General features: G+C 70.0%; 14 protein-coding genes and 2 pseudogenes. 7 read left to right on the top strand and 9 right to left on the bottom strand.

Annotated elements, in window-relative coordinates:
* Positions 1 to 10: 10 nt before the first annotated feature.
* Complete coding sequence (locus ACZ4TG_RS17325; RefSeq protein ID WP_468163399.1) at positions 11 to 1,657, bottom strand: hypothetical protein; 1,647 nt, start codon at positions 1,655 to 1,657, stop codon at positions 11 to 13.
* Positions 1,658 to 2,010: 353 nt separating this feature from the next.
* Here ACZ4TG_RS17325 and ACZ4TG_RS17320 point away from each other — a divergent pair, with 353 nt between their 5' ends.
* Complete coding sequence (locus ACZ4TG_RS17320; protein ID WP_468163397.1) at positions 2,011 to 2,226, top strand: DUF6243 family protein; 216 nt, start codon at positions 2,011 to 2,013, stop codon at positions 2,224 to 2,226.
* A gap of 127 nt (positions 2,227 to 2,353) precedes the next feature.
* Here ACZ4TG_RS17320 and ACZ4TG_RS17315 read toward each other — a convergent pair.
* Positions 2,354 to 2,518 (bottom strand): annotated as a pseudogene (locus ACZ4TG_RS17315) (HTH domain-containing protein); the annotation flags it as partial.
* An 878-nt stretch (positions 2,519 to 3,396) separates the two neighbouring features.
* Between ACZ4TG_RS17315 and ACZ4TG_RS17310 the strand changes: the two are divergent.
* Positions 3,397 to 3,984 carry a sulfite oxidase-like oxidoreductase gene (locus tag ACZ4TG_RS17310; RefSeq protein WP_468163395.1) on the top strand — a complete coding sequence of 196 codons (588 nt, stop codon included), beginning with the start codon at positions 3,397 to 3,399 and terminating at the stop codon, positions 3,982 to 3,984.
* Between the two features lie 764 nt (positions 3,985 to 4,748).
* Here ACZ4TG_RS17310 and ACZ4TG_RS17305 read toward each other — a convergent pair.
* The 4 genes from ACZ4TG_RS17305 to ACZ4TG_RS17290 form a co-directional block, all read right to left on the bottom strand.
* Positions 4,749 to 4,991: a hypothetical protein gene (locus ACZ4TG_RS17305; protein WP_468163393.1), complete on the bottom strand. Its 243-nt coding sequence runs from the start codon at positions 4,989 to 4,991 to the stop codon at positions 4,749 to 4,751.
* A gap of 384 nt (positions 4,992 to 5,375) precedes the next feature.
* Positions 5,376 to 6,068, bottom strand: a complete 693-nt coding sequence (locus tag ACZ4TG_RS17300) for an alpha/beta fold hydrolase (protein ID WP_468163391.1) — start codon at positions 6,066 to 6,068, stop codon at positions 5,376 to 5,378.
* Between the two features lie 213 nt (positions 6,069 to 6,281).
* Positions 6,282 to 6,644 (bottom strand): hypothetical protein, encoded by a 363-nt coding sequence (locus tag ACZ4TG_RS17295; protein ID WP_468163389.1) that lies wholly within the window; start codon positions 6,642 to 6,644, stop codon positions 6,282 to 6,284.
* 207 nt (positions 6,645 to 6,851) lie between these two features.
* On the bottom strand, positions 6,852 to 7,712 hold the full coding sequence (locus tag ACZ4TG_RS17290; protein ID WP_468163387.1) for a LysR family transcriptional regulator: 861 nt from the start codon (positions 7,710 to 7,712) through the stop codon (positions 6,852 to 6,854).
* A gap of 86 nt (positions 7,713 to 7,798) precedes the next feature.
* Between ACZ4TG_RS17290 and ACZ4TG_RS17285 the strand changes: the two genes are divergently transcribed.
* A complete protein-coding gene (locus ACZ4TG_RS17285; RefSeq protein WP_468163385.1) occupies positions 7,799 to 8,545 on the top strand; it encodes an SDR family oxidoreductase in 747 nt (248 codons plus the stop codon).
* Between the two features lie 118 nt (positions 8,546 to 8,663).
* Here the strand turns inward: ACZ4TG_RS17285 and ACZ4TG_RS17280 are convergent, their stop codons facing one another.
* Positions 8,664 to 9,614, bottom strand: coding sequence for a GlxA family transcriptional regulator (locus ACZ4TG_RS17280; RefSeq protein WP_468163383.1), 951 nt, complete (start codon positions 9,612 to 9,614; stop codon positions 8,664 to 8,666).
* 71 nt (positions 9,615 to 9,685) lie between these two features.
* Between ACZ4TG_RS17280 and ACZ4TG_RS17275 the strand changes: the two genes are divergently transcribed.
* Positions 9,686 to 10,336, top strand: a complete 651-nt coding sequence (locus ACZ4TG_RS17275; protein WP_468163382.1) for an HD domain-containing protein — start codon at positions 9,686 to 9,688, stop codon at positions 10,334 to 10,336.
* A 450-nt stretch (positions 10,337 to 10,786) separates the two neighbouring features.
* Here the strand turns inward: ACZ4TG_RS17275 and ACZ4TG_RS17270 are convergent, their stop codons facing one another.
* Positions 10,787 to 11,398: a TetR/AcrR family transcriptional regulator gene (locus tag ACZ4TG_RS17270; RefSeq protein ID WP_468163381.1), complete on the bottom strand. Its 612-nt coding sequence runs from the start codon at positions 11,396 to 11,398 to the stop codon at positions 10,787 to 10,789.
* Positions 11,399 to 11,564: 166 nt separating this feature from the next.
* Here ACZ4TG_RS17270 and ACZ4TG_RS17265 point away from each other — a divergent pair, with 166 nt between their 5' ends.
* The 3 genes from ACZ4TG_RS17265 (at position 11,565) to ACZ4TG_RS17255 (ending at position 14,201) form a co-directional block, all read left to right on the top strand.
* A complete protein-coding gene (locus tag ACZ4TG_RS17265) occupies positions 11,565 to 12,410 on the top strand; it encodes an alpha/beta fold hydrolase (protein ID WP_468163380.1) in 846 nt (281 codons plus the stop codon).
* A 103-nt stretch (positions 12,411 to 12,513) separates the two neighbouring features.
* Entirely contained in the window at positions 12,514 to 13,410 is an 897-nt protein-coding gene (locus ACZ4TG_RS17260; RefSeq protein ID WP_468163379.1) for an MBL fold metallo-hydrolase, read from the top strand.
* A 71-nt stretch (positions 13,411 to 13,481) separates the two neighbouring features.
* Positions 13,482 to 14,201, top strand: coding sequence for an alpha/beta hydrolase (locus ACZ4TG_RS17255; protein WP_468163378.1), 720 nt, complete (start codon positions 13,482 to 13,484; stop codon positions 14,199 to 14,201).
* Between the two features lie 82 nt (positions 14,202 to 14,283).
* Here the strand turns inward: ACZ4TG_RS17255 and ACZ4TG_RS17250 are convergent.
* Positions 14,284 to 14,469 (bottom strand): annotated as a pseudogene (locus ACZ4TG_RS17250) (MmyB family transcriptional regulator); the annotation flags it as partial.
* Between the last annotated feature and the right edge of the window lie 61 nt (positions 14,470 to 14,530).

The following is a 14,530-nucleotide window of genomic DNA, read 5'->3' as shown; positions in this document are numbered from 1 at the left end:
GGCGACCTGGTCAGGAATCGGAGCGGAATGCTCCGTGGACGCGCAGGTCGCCGTTGATCGCCACCTTCCCGTCGTTCGTGTGCATGATCCAGTCGCCTCCGTTACGGACCGACAGATGGGCGCCGGCGTTCACCTTCCCCTGCAAGCGCGACTCACCTTGAACGCGCAGCATGCCGAGGGTGGTGAGGTCTCCGGTGACAGTGACCGTCTGGTCGGCCGTCACCTCGCCCTCGGCATCCAGGCGGCCGTGGACGATCAGCCGCGGCGGACCGTCCTGCGTCTCCAGCACGTTGTCGACGCTCAGCCCGCCCTGGAGGATGAGCCGTTCCTTGACCTGGGCCCGGTGGGTGACCAGGTCGTTCAGGTCTGCCTTGTCGGCCGCGACGGTCCCCCACTGGCGGCTACCGGCGCCCTGGAACACGTTCATCCCGGAGGCCGGGAACTCGATCCATCCGTCGGCAGCCGTGCGGCCCTGCACCCACTTCGTGTTGATGCCGTTCAGGTCCGCCAGGTCGGCGGCGACGGTTCCCCAGTCCTGCTTTCCGTCCTTGCGGACGTTCACTCCCGACTGCGGGAACTCGACCCATCCCTTGCCCGAGTCCCGGTCCCCCACCCACTGGGTGTTGATGCCGTTCACGCTGATCTTGTCGGCCGTGACGGTTCCCAAGTCGCTTCCACCGCCGCGGCCGACCCTGATTCCGTCGGACGGGAACCCGATCCACCCGGCGTCGCTCTCGCGCCCCCGGACCCACGCCGCGGTCACGGTCTCGACGTCGGTCCTGGCGGCGGAGAGGGTGCCGAGGCCGCCCGCGGCGTCGCGGATCTGGGCGCCCTGCGCGGTGAAGGTGATCCGACCCTGGTCCGTCGTGCCCTCGACCCACGGGCTGTGGATACCGGTCGTCGCGGTGACGCTCTCGAACTCGGGGCTGCGCAGGTGGACGGTGGTGGTGAGGAAGTACCCGGGCTGCTGCCCGCCCGGGGAGCTGGCGATCAGGGTGTACGTGGCATCCCGCTTCGGCTCCTGGCCCGCCGCCGGCGACCACTGCCAGCCCGTTGCGCCCTGCGTCGGCGTGACCGTCTCCGGGGGGCCGTCCGGACCCTGGATCCGGTAGGTGAGGGTGTCGGGCCCGTCCCACTGCAGGACGACGTCCTGGCCTCCGGCCACCAGGGACTGCTTCGCACGGAAGTTGCGCGGCACCTTGGGCAGCTGCTTCAGCAGGCTCAAGGTGATGGGGTTCTTCTGCACCCTGGCGCCGTTCGCCGCCCTCTCCATCACGCGCAGCAGCACCAGTCCCGCTGCGCTGGAGACGGGGAAGCCGTCCAGGACCAGGGCCATGGAGCCGGCCTCCTGGAACAGCGTGTTCGGCTGGGCGGTCACGGTGAGGACACCCGTGTTGTCGTCCCAGGCGACGATCGGCTCCTCGCCCTGCTTCGTCGCCGTGTTCCGCTCGACCCGCGCGGTGATCGTCTTCGGATGCGCCGTCAGATCACCGTCCGCCTGGCCGCAGGGCACCCGTATCTCGATGGAGTACCAGATCACCTCGTCCATGGTCGGATTGGAAACGACGATGTAGACCGATCCCTGGCGTTCTTCGCCCGCGACCGGCACCTGGAGCGGAGCCGGATCGGTGAGTATTTCGTAGTGCAGAGAAGCCATCGCTGAAGACCCCCTGTTTACGCTGTCCGAACGCTTGCCCCCGACGGGCGCAGCCCCTTCAGCACAGCACTTATCGGACAACCCGACACCCGGACCCGCCCTAACCGGCGCGAAACAGACGCTCAGTGGCCGAATCGGGAATCTCCTACTTTCCGAGAGCGCGGCTCACGGCCTCGCCGGCACTGGCGCGCGGGGCCGAGGGAACCGGGTAACGTCTTTGTCATGTTCTTCCAGACGCCGATTTACGAGTCGAACGTGACGGGCACGGGCCCCGCTGACGTCCTTCGACGTCGCCGCACCCGTCCCGCACCGATGAATCCGTAGATCACTTCACATCACCACCGGGAGAACCCGTGACCGACAGCAAGAACATCAACAACCCCGTGGGCCAGGGCGGCGGCCAGCGCAAGAAGCTGTCCCGCGCCGAACGGCAGAACAACGGTCCGCACCGCAACCTCGACCGCCAGGGTGCTGCCGACCAGAAGGCGGAGCTGGTGCGCAAGATGCGCGAGAAGGCACGCGCAGCCGAGGAAGCCGGGCAGGCGGGCGACGACACCGCGCAGAGCTGAGGCACCACCGCCGCAGGGCGGCACCGCACGGGGCAGGGCCCGGACCGCGACGCACGGTCCGGGCCCTGCTGCCGTTTCGGAGCTGAATCAGCACGCGCTGCGACGCAAACGCCGCTCCAAGACGAGGCGACCCCTCGACTGGGTAGCCGAGCTCGCGCAGGCGGTCGATGTCGCGGCGCACCGTGCGCAGGGTGACGTTCAGGCGGTCCGCGAGCTCCTGACCTGGCCATTCGCGGCGAATCTGCATCAGGGACAGCAGACGGAGTATCCGGGCGGGCATATCGCTCGTCATGTCTTCCACGATGCGCCGGATTAAGGACGAGTCGTGTCCTAAACCGCTCCTAGCGTGGAGGTCACCGACGGGATGAACCGCAAGATTCCCGCACAGACCCCTCAGGAGAGGAGCCGCCATGAAGATCGGACTGCTCGGTACCGGATTCGCCATCGCCCACGCCGCCGTCTACGCCGCACGCCCCGGCACCGAGGTCGTGGTGTTCGGCCGCAGCCCCGAGAAGCTCGCGTGTTCGCGAGAAGTCCGGCTTTGCAGACGTCCCACACGTCCCGGGCCCTGCGGGAGGACCTGGGCGTGTGAGACGACGCTGCCCCTTTCGCCCTACACGGATGCGGGCAGCTCGGCCGGCATCGAGAAGAGACCGAAGCGCTTGCCTCTCGGGTCGACGAGCCGGGCGAACACCAGCCCGTCGGGATTCCCGTCCGGGCCGTGCTCGTACGCGCCCTCGCCAAGCTGGAGCAGGTCCTGCCGTCCCGGCTGCGCCGCCGGGTCACCGTCCTCCAGGAGGCCGCGGTCGCCTTCCGCCGGGACGCCCAGCCCTCTTCGACGCGGCCGAAGTCACCCCACCGCCCCTGCCCGGACCCGGATTCCAGGGCGTCACCCTCCACGAGCAGCGCGCCCGCACCCTCCTCACCACGCTCCCCGTCGGCGTGGCCTGGACCCTCAACCTGTACCGGAGCTGGACGCGAGGTATTCGGCCGTGCCCACGGAGCGCCCCGTGGTGAATCGCGCGATCAGGTCCGCCAGTGCCTCGGGCCGCTCGCCGCTGTCGGCCTCCGCGTCTCCGACGCGGGTGAGCAGCGGATGCTGGCAGACTTCTGCCCGCGGAGAGGCGTTCGCCGTCACCGCGTCGGCAAGCGGGAGAACAGGGCGGCATCGTGGGATCGGGACAACTTCCTCCTGGCCAGAAGCTGGCGAAGGGCTGGCCGGTGTCGCACTACGGGCCGGTGCCGAAGTTCCGGCCCGAGCGGTGGACCCTGCAGGTCTTCGGCGCCACTGCCTCGGGCGAGAAGTACAGCTGGACCTTCGACGAGGTCTCCGCCCTCCCCGGCACCACGATCGTCACCGACATGCACTGCGCGTCGGGGCCCTCGACGACCGACCACGAGTTCTACGGCGTGCCCGCCCGGGCCTTGCTGGAGCTGGCGCCGCCGGCCCCCGAGGTCACCCACGTCATGGCGTGGGCCGAGTACGGATACAGCGCCAACCTGCGCCTGGCCGACTTCGCCTCGGACCGGACCCTGCTGGCCATGCACCACAACGGGGAGCCGCTGACCGTAGAGCACGGCTTCCCCCTGCGCCTGGTCGTACCGCACCTGTACGGCTACAAGGGGCCCAAGTGGCTGCGCGCGATCGAGTACATGACCCAGGACCGGCGGGGGTTCTGGGAGGAGCGCGGCTACCACAACATCGCGGACCCGTGGAAGGAACAGCGGCACTCCTACCAGGAGGACGACTCCCCTTAGGGCCTGCCCAGCGGATCGGATACCGCCGGACAGGCCCCGCGTTGGAAGGACTCAGCCCTTGAGCTCAGCCCTTGAGCGTAAAGGTGAAGCGCCCGAGAGCTAGCCGCTCAGGCGGACCGGCCGCACAGGTATTCGCGCGGCAAGGAGGACCGGGGATGTGCCACCCCCGGCACGGGGGCCCAACGGCCGCGGTGGGCCCGGTGCGACGGCGGACCGTACGGCGACTGCCAGGCCGGCCGGTCGCTTCGACCCGAGACACCCGGGTAGAGGAGCTGGTGGTGCGGGTTGACGTGGAACTTGCCGTGCGCCCGGAAGTGCCCGGAGGGGCACCCGCGGCAACGGCGGAGGACGATCGGCAGGCAGGTGGGCACGACCACCCAGTTTTTGGACACAGAGATACACCGGTTCCAGTGAGAAGACCGCAGCGAAAAGGAGCGCGGCGCACAGGTGCGACGCGCGACGGTTCAGCGCTCGGGGTGTCTCACTTGGTGTACAACGGCACGTCCTTGCCAGGGGCGACAGCGATCGGGAGCACGCTAACGGCCCGCGGGAGCACGACTCCACTGAATTTCGGGCGGATGGCGATGCCCCGCGGCGAGCAACACCCACACAAGACGAGTGTGCGGCCGGGTTACACGCCGTGCCCGAAGGGCGTGACGGCCCGGTACTCCGATCTTCCCACGATCTTGGGGCGCGGACCGGCTCTCGGATGACGACGCCGACGCAGACGGCCGACTCGGGTCGCCGTCGGGACTCCGACCCACCTACGCGCCGAGGTAGACCCATGCCTTCGTGCCGGAGCGCAGGACGACCTGGGTCCTGGCGTAGTCGTCGACCTCGTAGCCGTCCGCCGAACCGAGTTCCTCATCGGTGAGCGCGAAGACGGTGCCATCGATGGCGCGCGGGTCCGGGCATGCGGAGATCCTCCAGGAGCAACTGCCTCTGAACTGGCCGTCCCGACCTATCGAATGGGGACCGACCCCGACCACGGCGGAGGCGTCACCCACCGGCACCCCGGGAAGGGACGCCTCACGGCGCCGTCGACGATCCGGGCGACGGCGCCCGCGATCTGGTTGCGGACGGAGATGCCCTCGACCGGTCCGGTCGCGGTGTTCGATGTGCACGGGCTCCGTCAGACCCGGACCTCTTCGGGCGCCTCTGCGAGCGGCTCTGGCCCCGCTACGCACGGCCCGGGTCACGGCGACCTGACCCACTCGGTCGCGTCGGCCGATGGACCTCCGCCGCACCGGCCGACCCGCCCACGCCGACCGCGTCGATCGTGGGCGCACGGACTTCGTTCGCCGCGCCACAGAGAGGGAGGGGCTCCGGTGCGCGGATGTTGGTGCGTATCCGCCAGGGCTGAGGCACTGCTGGGCCGGCTGTCGTCGGGGTCAGCTGCGGGCGGCCTGTCGGATCAGGTCGGCGACGGCGTCGGGCTGGGAGACGTACACCGAGTGACTGGCGGCCACTTCGACGGTCTGGGCTCCGATCCGCTCGGACATCGCGTGCTGGGCCGGGGGCGGGATCATGCGGTCGTCGGTGGCGATCAGGTACCAGGCCCGCTTGGTCCGCCAGGCGGGCTGGGACACCGCGCCGCCCAGTGCTTCCACGCCCCAGGGGACCTGGGAGTCGGCCATGAACTCGGCCTGGGCGCGGGGCAGGTCACCGGCGAAGGACTCGGCGAACTTATCGCGGTCCAGGAAGAGGAAGCCCTCGTCCGGCGGCAGGATGGGCGGGACGGGGGCACCGGGGGGCGGGTCGGCGATCAGGGTGCTGACCGACTCGCCCTTGTCGGGAGCGAACGCGGCGATGTAGACGAGCGCATTCACCTTCGGGTGGTTGCCGGCCTCGGTGATCACGACGCCGCCGTACGAGTGGCCGACCAGGGTCACCGGTCCCGGCAGGCGGTCGATCACCTGCTGGGTGGCGGCTACGTCGCCTTCGAGGGAAAGGGTGGGGTTCTGCACGACGGACACGTGGTACCCGTCGGCCCTCAGGGCGTCGTACACGCCCTGCCAGCCGGAGCCGTCCACGAACCCACCGTGGACGAGCACGACATTCCCGCGCGGTGCGTTGTCTGCCATCTTTCCTCCAATGATCTGCGGGCCCGGTCTGCTCGGGCCGTGCGACGAAGGTGCGAATGCGGCCAATTTCGCCGCTTCCAAAGTGCTGAGCCATCGAGCACGGATGGAGGCGCTTCCGTGCCGCCGCTGGGCGGCGCCGGCTCACTCCGGGCGGGGCCGCGTGCCATGTCGGCAACTCGGCTGAAGCCAAAGCCCTGAGCGGGTGACCCTCGGTCAGCAGGGCCGGTAGGACGAGATCTTGTTGTCGATCCAGGAGGGGATCGTGGCCCACCACTCGCCGGGGCCGATCCTGAACTCGAGACCGCCGTAGTTCTTGTGCTCGTAGAAGCACATGGAGAGGTTCGTGCTGTTGCCGATGGAGGAGGTGGAGTCCTTCCCCGACCCCGTCAGCTCGGCGACCTGCACGGGAGCGCCGCTGGGGTAGACCGGGATGGAGTAGTTGGGGTTGGCGTAGATGAAGACGCCGGCGAACGCGGCGGCCGGAGTGGCAGTCGCCACGACGCCCGTCGATCCGGCCAGGGCGCCTAAGACGCCTACCACGGCCAGGCGCTGCTTGGTCTTGCGCAGGAACGACATGAACTCTTCCTTCTCTTCAGGGGAGGAATCCGGCCGTGGAGCGACTCGAGCCGGGCCGGATGGGAGCCGTACCGTGACGCCATGCAAGAACTTTCCGCAAGCATTGAAAGGGTTTCACGGCAACGGCCGGTAGACAACTCCCCTGCACGGATGAACAGTTCCTGACTCAGACCGATGGTCGGGAGGACGCCGATGCTGGGATCGCGGTCAACACAGCGGCTGGAGACGTGTCGCGGTTCGGACCAGGTCGGCGACGGCTCTGGACCGGCTGTGCGGCGGCCACGCGATCACGGTGGTGACTGGCGGCGCATCCAGCACGGGCACGGCGGCTAGGTCATCGTGCAGTTGGGCTCGGCACGACTCCGGGGAGACCGCGCAGGCACGGCCGAGGGCGACGAGCTGCAACAACTGCGCGTGGTCGCGGACCTGCGGGCCGGGGCCGGGCGGGTAGGTGCCGTCGGGGTCGGGCCAGCGTGGCAGCGGCAAGCCGGGCAGCCCGCTGATGTCGGCCATGCGCACATGGGGCCGGGCCGTGAGCGGATGCCCGGCGGGCAGGACCACAACCTGCTTCTCCGTGCCGAGTTCCTCGGTGTCGAATCCGGCCGTCGAGTCGAACGGACGGTGCAGCAGCGCCACGTCGGCCCGGCCTTCCCGCAGGAATCGCTCCTGCTCGGCCGGACCACACAGGATGACGTCGACAGCAACCGCGCCGGGTTCGGCGGCGTACGCGTCGAGCAGTTGCGCCAGCAGCTCTCTGGACGCGCTGGCCTTCGCGACAAGGACCAGGCCGGGACGGCCGGGTACGGAAAGCGCGGCACGGCGGGTCCGGCGCTCGGCCGCGTCGACCGCGTCGAGGGCCGCCCGCCCCTCGGCCAACAGCACCGAACCGGCCTCGGTCAGCGTGACCGTGCGGCTGGTCCGATCCAGCAGCGCCGCCTCCAGCCGACGTTCGAGCTGCTGGATCGCCCGTGACAGAGGCGGCTGCGAGATCCCGAGCCGCTGCGCGGCACGCCCGAAATGCAGCTCTTCGGCGACAGCGACGAAATATCGCAGTTCCCGGGTCTCCATGCGGCTACGTCACTCCGGTTCCATACCCTGACGGTATCGATGGCCACCCTATCGGTCTTGGACCTCGCGCCGGGTCCGGAGGCAGCATGATTCCCATGAGTGAACGTGAGCGAACGATTGCGCTGGTCACCGGCGCGAACAAGGGAATCGGCTACGAGATCGCCGCAGGCTTCGGCGCCCTCGGCTGGAGCATCGGAGTCGGCGCCCGCGACGATCAGCGACGCAAGGCCGCGGTGGAGCGCCTACGCGGGGCCGGAGTCGACGCGTTCGGGGTACCACTGGACGTGACCGACGACGCGAGCGTGACCGCCGCAGCACGACTGATCGAGGAACGGGCTGGACGCCTCGACGTGCTCGTCAACAACGCCGCCATCACCGGCGGCATGCCGCAGGAACCCACCCTGGTCGACCCCGCCACCATCCGTACGGTCGTGGAGACCAACGTGATCGGCGTCGTCCGCGTCACCAACGCCATGCTGCCGCTGCTGCGACGCTCCCCCTCACCGCGGATCGTGAACATGTCCAGCAGTGTCGGATCCCTCACCCGCCAGTCAGGAACCGCTGCCGAGCAGACGACGGTCCCGGTGGCCGTCGCGTACGCGCCGTCGAAGACGTTCCTGAACGCCGTCACCCTCCAGTACGCCCGGGAGCTGAGCGGCACGAACATCCTGATCAACGCCGGCTGCCCCGGCTACGTCGCCACCGACCTCAACGGCTTCCGCGGCGTGCGCACCCCCGAACAGGGCGCGGCGATCGCCGTCAAACTCGGCACCCTGCCCGACGGCGGTCCGACCGGCAAGTTCTTCGAGGACGCCGGCGAAGTGCCCTGGTGATGTGCACGACGGACGTGCAGAGGGCACGGCACTCACCCGCGCTACGCCCAGCAGCTGCGGCAACCTCCTTGGGAGCGCACCTGTGCACCCCTGGGAGGAGACTGCGCCCGGGCGTCCGTCAGCCGGCGAACGTCTCGCGGTAGACGCTGGGCGGTATTCCGACGTGTGTCTTGAAAAGCGTGCGGAAGTTGGCTGGGGTTCCCAGGCCGCAGTGGCGCGCGATGGCCTCGACGGTGAGGTCGCCGGATTCGAGGAGTTCGCGTGCGCGGGCAAGCCGGGCGTCGAGCAGCCACCGCATGGGCGGCAGGCCGGTGTCGGTGTGGAAGCGGCGGATCAGCGTCCGGCGGGACATGCCGGCCTGGCGCGCCAACTGGTCGACGGTAAGCGGCTGGTGCAGGTTGCGCACGGCCCAGTCGTACAGCGCAGCACCGTCGGCCGGCTCCGGTCGCACCGGCAGGTCGATGAACGGGCTCTGGCCGCCGGTACGGTGCGGGGCGGCCACCAGCAGGCGGGCCTGCTGGTTCGCCAGGCGGGGGCCGTGGTCGCGGCGGATGAGGTGGAGGCACAGGTCCAGGCCGGAGGACACGCCGCCCGAGGTGAGCACCTGGCCCTCGTCGACGTACAGGTCCTCGGGCACGACCGTCACCCGGGGGTACCGCCTCGCCAGCGCCTGCGCGTACAGCCAGTGCGTGGTGGCCCGGCGGCCGTCGAGCAGGCCGGCTGCGGCGAGGGCGAACGCGCCGGTGCAGATGGACGCCATGCGGGTGCCACGGGCTGCCGCCCCCGCCAGTGCGGCGGTCACCTCGTCGCCGGGCGCGTCCGGCTCCAGGTAGCCCGGGACGATCACGGTGTCGGCGGATGCCAGGACGTCCAGACCGTGCGCGACGGACAGTGCAGGGCCGCCGTGCATCGGGACGGGGCCGGGCCGCTCCGCGCAGACCGTGAGCGTGTACGGGCTGTCCCGCCAGCTCCCGAAGACCTGCCAGGGGATCCCGATGTCCAGCGCGAGGACGTTTTCGAGGGCCACCACGACCACGTGGTGTGCTCCGCCTGATGCCCGACCGGTCATGGCACGATCCTATCGCCTCATGGCATGGGTGCCACTGACGGTTGGGTCCGATACGCGCCTACGGTCGCCTCATGGACACCGAACCCCGCCTCCTGCCGGCGCTCCCCGACTCACCCGTCGCCCGTGCCGCCGTCGAGCTCGTCCGGTCGAGCGAGAGCGAGCCCGTCGCGAACCACAGCATCCGCAGCTTCGTGTTCGCCGCGCTGCTGGCCGAACACGAAGGGCTGAGGCCCGGCGTCGACTTCGATGCCGATCTCCTCTTCCACGCCTGCGTCCTGCACGACCTCGGGGCCTCGCCGGCGGCCCCGGGCAAGGCCCGCTTCGAGGTCGAGGGCGCCGACATGGCCGCCCGGTTCCTCACCGAGCACGGTTACGGCGCCGACAAGACCGACCCGGTCTGGGAGGCGATCGCCCTGCACACCTCGGACGGCATCGCGGAGCGCCGTGGCGTGCTGGCCTACCTCACCCGCCGGGGCATCGGCGTCGACATCGGCTTCGGCACCGAGTTCGTCACCGACGCCCAGGGCGAGGCGCTCCACGGCCGCTACCCGCGGCTGGACATGGCCGGCGTCCTGGTCGACGACGTCGTGCGGCAGGCCGCCCGCTCCCCGCAGGCCGGCGCCCGCTACACCGTCCCCGGTGAATTCCTCCGCGAACGCGGCGAACCCGGCGCCGTGACCGCCCTCGAACTCGCGGCACGGGCCTCCCGCTGGGGCTCCTGACACCGACACCGCGCCGCAGGGCGGCCCGTCGGCACCGGGCGCTCCCGACGGGCCGCCGCGCACCCGATCCCCTGCCGTGCAGGGCAGGCTGCGTACCGGCGTTGGCGAGGTACAGCTCGCGGTCCGCACGCGTGTCCGCCAGCTCGGTGCACAGCAGGTAGCAGAGGATCTCCTGGCGCCGCTCCGGCAGGAGAAGCAAGGAGGACTCCGGCCTGAAGTACGAGCTTCCGGTCACCGAATGGCGCCAAGTCCGCGCCGTCATCGGGACGCTGCCCCAGTTGTCGGCGAAGATCTCGTTGCGGGCTTGCAGCAGCATCGCGTCGTACCTGTCGTCGAAGGGCACGATCCGCGTGCCGGACGCAAGCTCCGGCGGGTCCACGGGCCGATGCTCCTCCGCCAGGTCCAGCCGCATGCCCCAGTACGTACGCTCGCGCTCGTGACCCGCTGCGGTCACCCTCCGGGCGCAGCGGCCAAGGCAACGTTCAGGAGCGTCTTGGCGGCCCGCCGGGCATCCGTGAACACCTGCGCGTCGTTGCACGAGGCTGCCAGAGCATTGGCTCCTTCGAAGATCACGGCCAGTTGCCTGCCGAGGACCTCCGGGTCGGCTGCTCCGGCTTCTGACGCGGTGGCCACGAGGCGATCGCGGAATGCCTGCTTGTGCCGCTCCGTGAGGCGGGTGATTTCGGGGAGTTCTCCGGCGCCCTCGATGACGGCGTTGTGGAAGGGGCACCCGCGGATGAGCGCCGGCGGGTGGCCCTCAACGGGCGCGAAGATCGCCAACAGTCGCTGGGCCGGGGACAAGTCGTCGCGGTCCAGCTCTGCTTCGGCGGCGATCGGCTTCTCCGACTCGAACCGGCGGAGGTACTCCTCCACCAGTGCGTTCTTGGTCGGGAAGTGCACGTAGAAGGTCCGGGACGAGACGTGTGCGGCCTCGATCAGCGCCGCCACGCCCGTGGCGTGTATTCCGCGCGTGTAGAAGAGCTCCTCCGCCGCCCGCAGGATGCGCTCACGCGCACCGCGTCCGCCGCGGGACGTCCCGGTGGTCGATATCGCTGCCCCCATACCCACAAGTATAGCGATCGCTTTACTTTCAACGGGCACGGGCGTAGCGTCGACATCAGGTAAGGCGATCGCTATACCTTCCTGGGGTTCAGTGGCCCGCTGCCGGTTCACGCCCGTCCGAGCGTCGACCGCGACGCCTGCAGTGCAGGCCCGACGGGAGGCTCCGATGAAACGCTCCTACGCGCAGGCGCCGATCACGACGGTGTCTGCCGCCAACGGCATCGAGTACGCGTTCCGCGAGGTCGGCGAGGGCGGTGTGCCGCTGGTCCTGCTCATGCACTTCCGGGGCAACCTCGACAACTGGGATCCCGCCCTGGTCGACACCCTGGCCCGAGACCGGCGCGTCATCGCCTTCGACAACACCGGCGTGGGCCGGTCCAGCGGCATGACGCCAGGCACGATCGGGCAGATGGCACTGGACGCCATCGCCTTCACCGACGCCTTGGACCTGACCCAGGTCGACTTCCTCGGCTTCTCCCTGGGCTCCTTCGTCGCCCAGGAGATCGCCCTGATCCGGCCCGCGCTCGTACGACGCATCGTGCTCGCCTCGTCGGCGCCACAGGGTGCACCCGGTATGCACGGTTGGGCGCAATGGGTCATCGACGCGGTGGGCGAGCCGGAGATCGTCCCCGCATCGGTTCTGGACGTCTTCTACACCCGATCGCCGGAGAGCCGGTCGGCCGGCGAGGAGGCCATGGGGCGGATGTTCACCCGCGCCGAGCTGGACGCGCCCACGACGTGGCAGACGCGCCAGGCGCAGTACGACGCGATCTGCGCCTGGGGCATCCCCAACGTCTCGCTCCTGGAGCGGGTGACCGCGATCCAGGCACCGGTGTTCGTCGCCAACGGCGACAGCGACCCCATGATCCTCCCGCGCTACTCCCACCTGCTCGCCGGTCTGATCCCGCAGGCACGGCTGAAGATCTACCCCGACTCGGCCCACGGGTTCCTGTTCCAGCACCACGCGGAGTTCGCCGCCGACGTCGAAGCGTTCCTCGCCGCTCTGCAGTAGCCGACTCGACGACCTTCACAGAAGGGTGGCCGACGCCCCCGGCGGACAGCCCGCGCCCGTCCACCCGAACCGCACCGTCCACCCGACAGAAGGGCCGGCCCCCATGGCCACGCAATCTCTCGGCTACGCCGTACACGTCTGCGACCCGGTCCCGATCAGCGTCACCGAACCCCTGCCCAACGGCGAAGGGCGCACCTTCCAGCCGATCTCGACCACCCTCGTCCACGGCGAGCGGGACGCCGTCCTCGTCGACCCGCCGTTCACCGCGGACCAGATCCAGGAGGTCACCGCATGGGTGGCCGCCAGCGGGAAGAACATCATCGCCATCGTCGCCACCCACGGCCACGGCGACCACTGGTTCGGCGACAACGAGTTCGTCAAGCGGTTCGACGCGCCCGTCGTGGCCACCGCCGGGACCATCACCGTCATGCACGGCAACGTGGGAGCCCGGCCCTTCGCCTGGGACAGGCTCTGGCCCGGGCAGATCCCCGACGCCCCGGTCACCGCCGTCACTGTCCCCGACAACACCCTCACCCTCGAAGGGCACGAGCTGCACCTCGTCGATGTCGGCCACACGGACACCGAGAAGACCAGCGTCCTGCACGTCCCCGACCTCGCACTCGTGGTCGCCGGCGACGCGCTCTACAACGGCGCCCACATGTACATCGGCGAGTCCGCCGGAGGCGGCCTGGACGCCTGGCGGGGCGCCATCAGCACCGTCGAGGACCTCGCACCCCGGCACATCGTCGCCGGCCACAAGAACAAGGACCTCGACGACGACGCCACCCGTGTCATCGCCGAGACCCGCCGGTACCTCGACGACGCCGAGGCGGCCCTGGAGGAGTGCTCCTCCGCCACCGAGTTCTTCCACACGATGGTCGACCGCCACCCTGACCTCCCTTACGGCAAGACCCTCTTGTGGGTCGGCGCGAAGACGATCTACGCCCTGCGCGAGCCGGGCGCCGACCCCGTCGCCGCTGCTGTGGGCGGCTGGTTCTAGCAGCGACCGTCCGGTGGATCCGCCGACCTGCCGCGCGGCGGCGGCGTCCATGAGCAAGCTCGGAGGCGGGCATGAGCAATCCATTCGAGACGGCACCAGCATCTCGCGCGCGTGCCGAGCGGATGCACCCCCCGCCGACACATCTGATCGTCCTGCCGGGCGGAGGCTATGCCTCGCACGCCCCACATGAGGCGGAGCCGGTCGTTGCGTGGCTCTCCACGCTGGGCCTGTCGGCAAGCGTCTTCCGCTACCCGCTCCACGTGCGGCATCCCGAACCCCTCCTGGCGCTGCGGGCCGAAATCCGCAGCAGGCGCGAGCAGGGGGCGGACCGCATCGGGGTGATCGGCTTCTCGGCCGGCGGGCATCTGGCGGGCCTGGCCGCACTCTCACCCGGCGACGATCGACGCGAGTCCGTCCAGTTCGCCATCCTCGGCTACGCGATCACATCGATGGAGACCGAGACCTACCGACCCGCTCGGATGATCCTGCTCGGCGAGGACGCTCCACCGGACCTGCGCCGCCGGACATCCCTCGACGCGCTGGTGACCACCACGTCTCCGCCCTTCTTCCTCTGGCACACCGCCGAAGACATCTCCGTCCCGCCGGAGCACACCTACCGCCTCGCCTCGGCACTGGCCGCGCACGAGGTACCGCACACGGTGCACGTCTTCGCCCACGGGCCGCACAGTCTCGGTCTTGCCCAGGGCTCCGGCGATACCGCCGCCTGGACGAAGTTCGCGGAATCCTGGATCACCGAACAGGTCCGTATGCCTCACCAGAACACGTCCTGACAGATCCCCCACAGCTCACCGATCCAGACCGGTCGCTGCCGCCGATGGCAGCGAGATGCACTACCGCTGACCCGCAGCGGCGTCACGCCCGTCCCGTTCCGCTGCCTTCGAGCGCGCACGAGGACGAGCCGATGAGGGCGAGGGTGTCGGCATCCGGGCTGCCCGGCTCCGCGGTGCCGATCAACAGGTGCTGGCCGGGGGCGCTCTGGACGTCGAAGGACTGGTACGTAAGGGTGAGCCGGCCGACGAGGGGATGGTTGAAGGTCTTGGACCTGAGGCCGAGAGAGCTGCCGCGGTGGGGAAGGCCAGCCCGTCGAGGTCGACGTCAG

The organism is Streptomyces sp. NPDC028314 (genome assembly GCF_055565795.1).
This window is presented reverse-complemented; position numbering and strand designations above follow the sequence as displayed.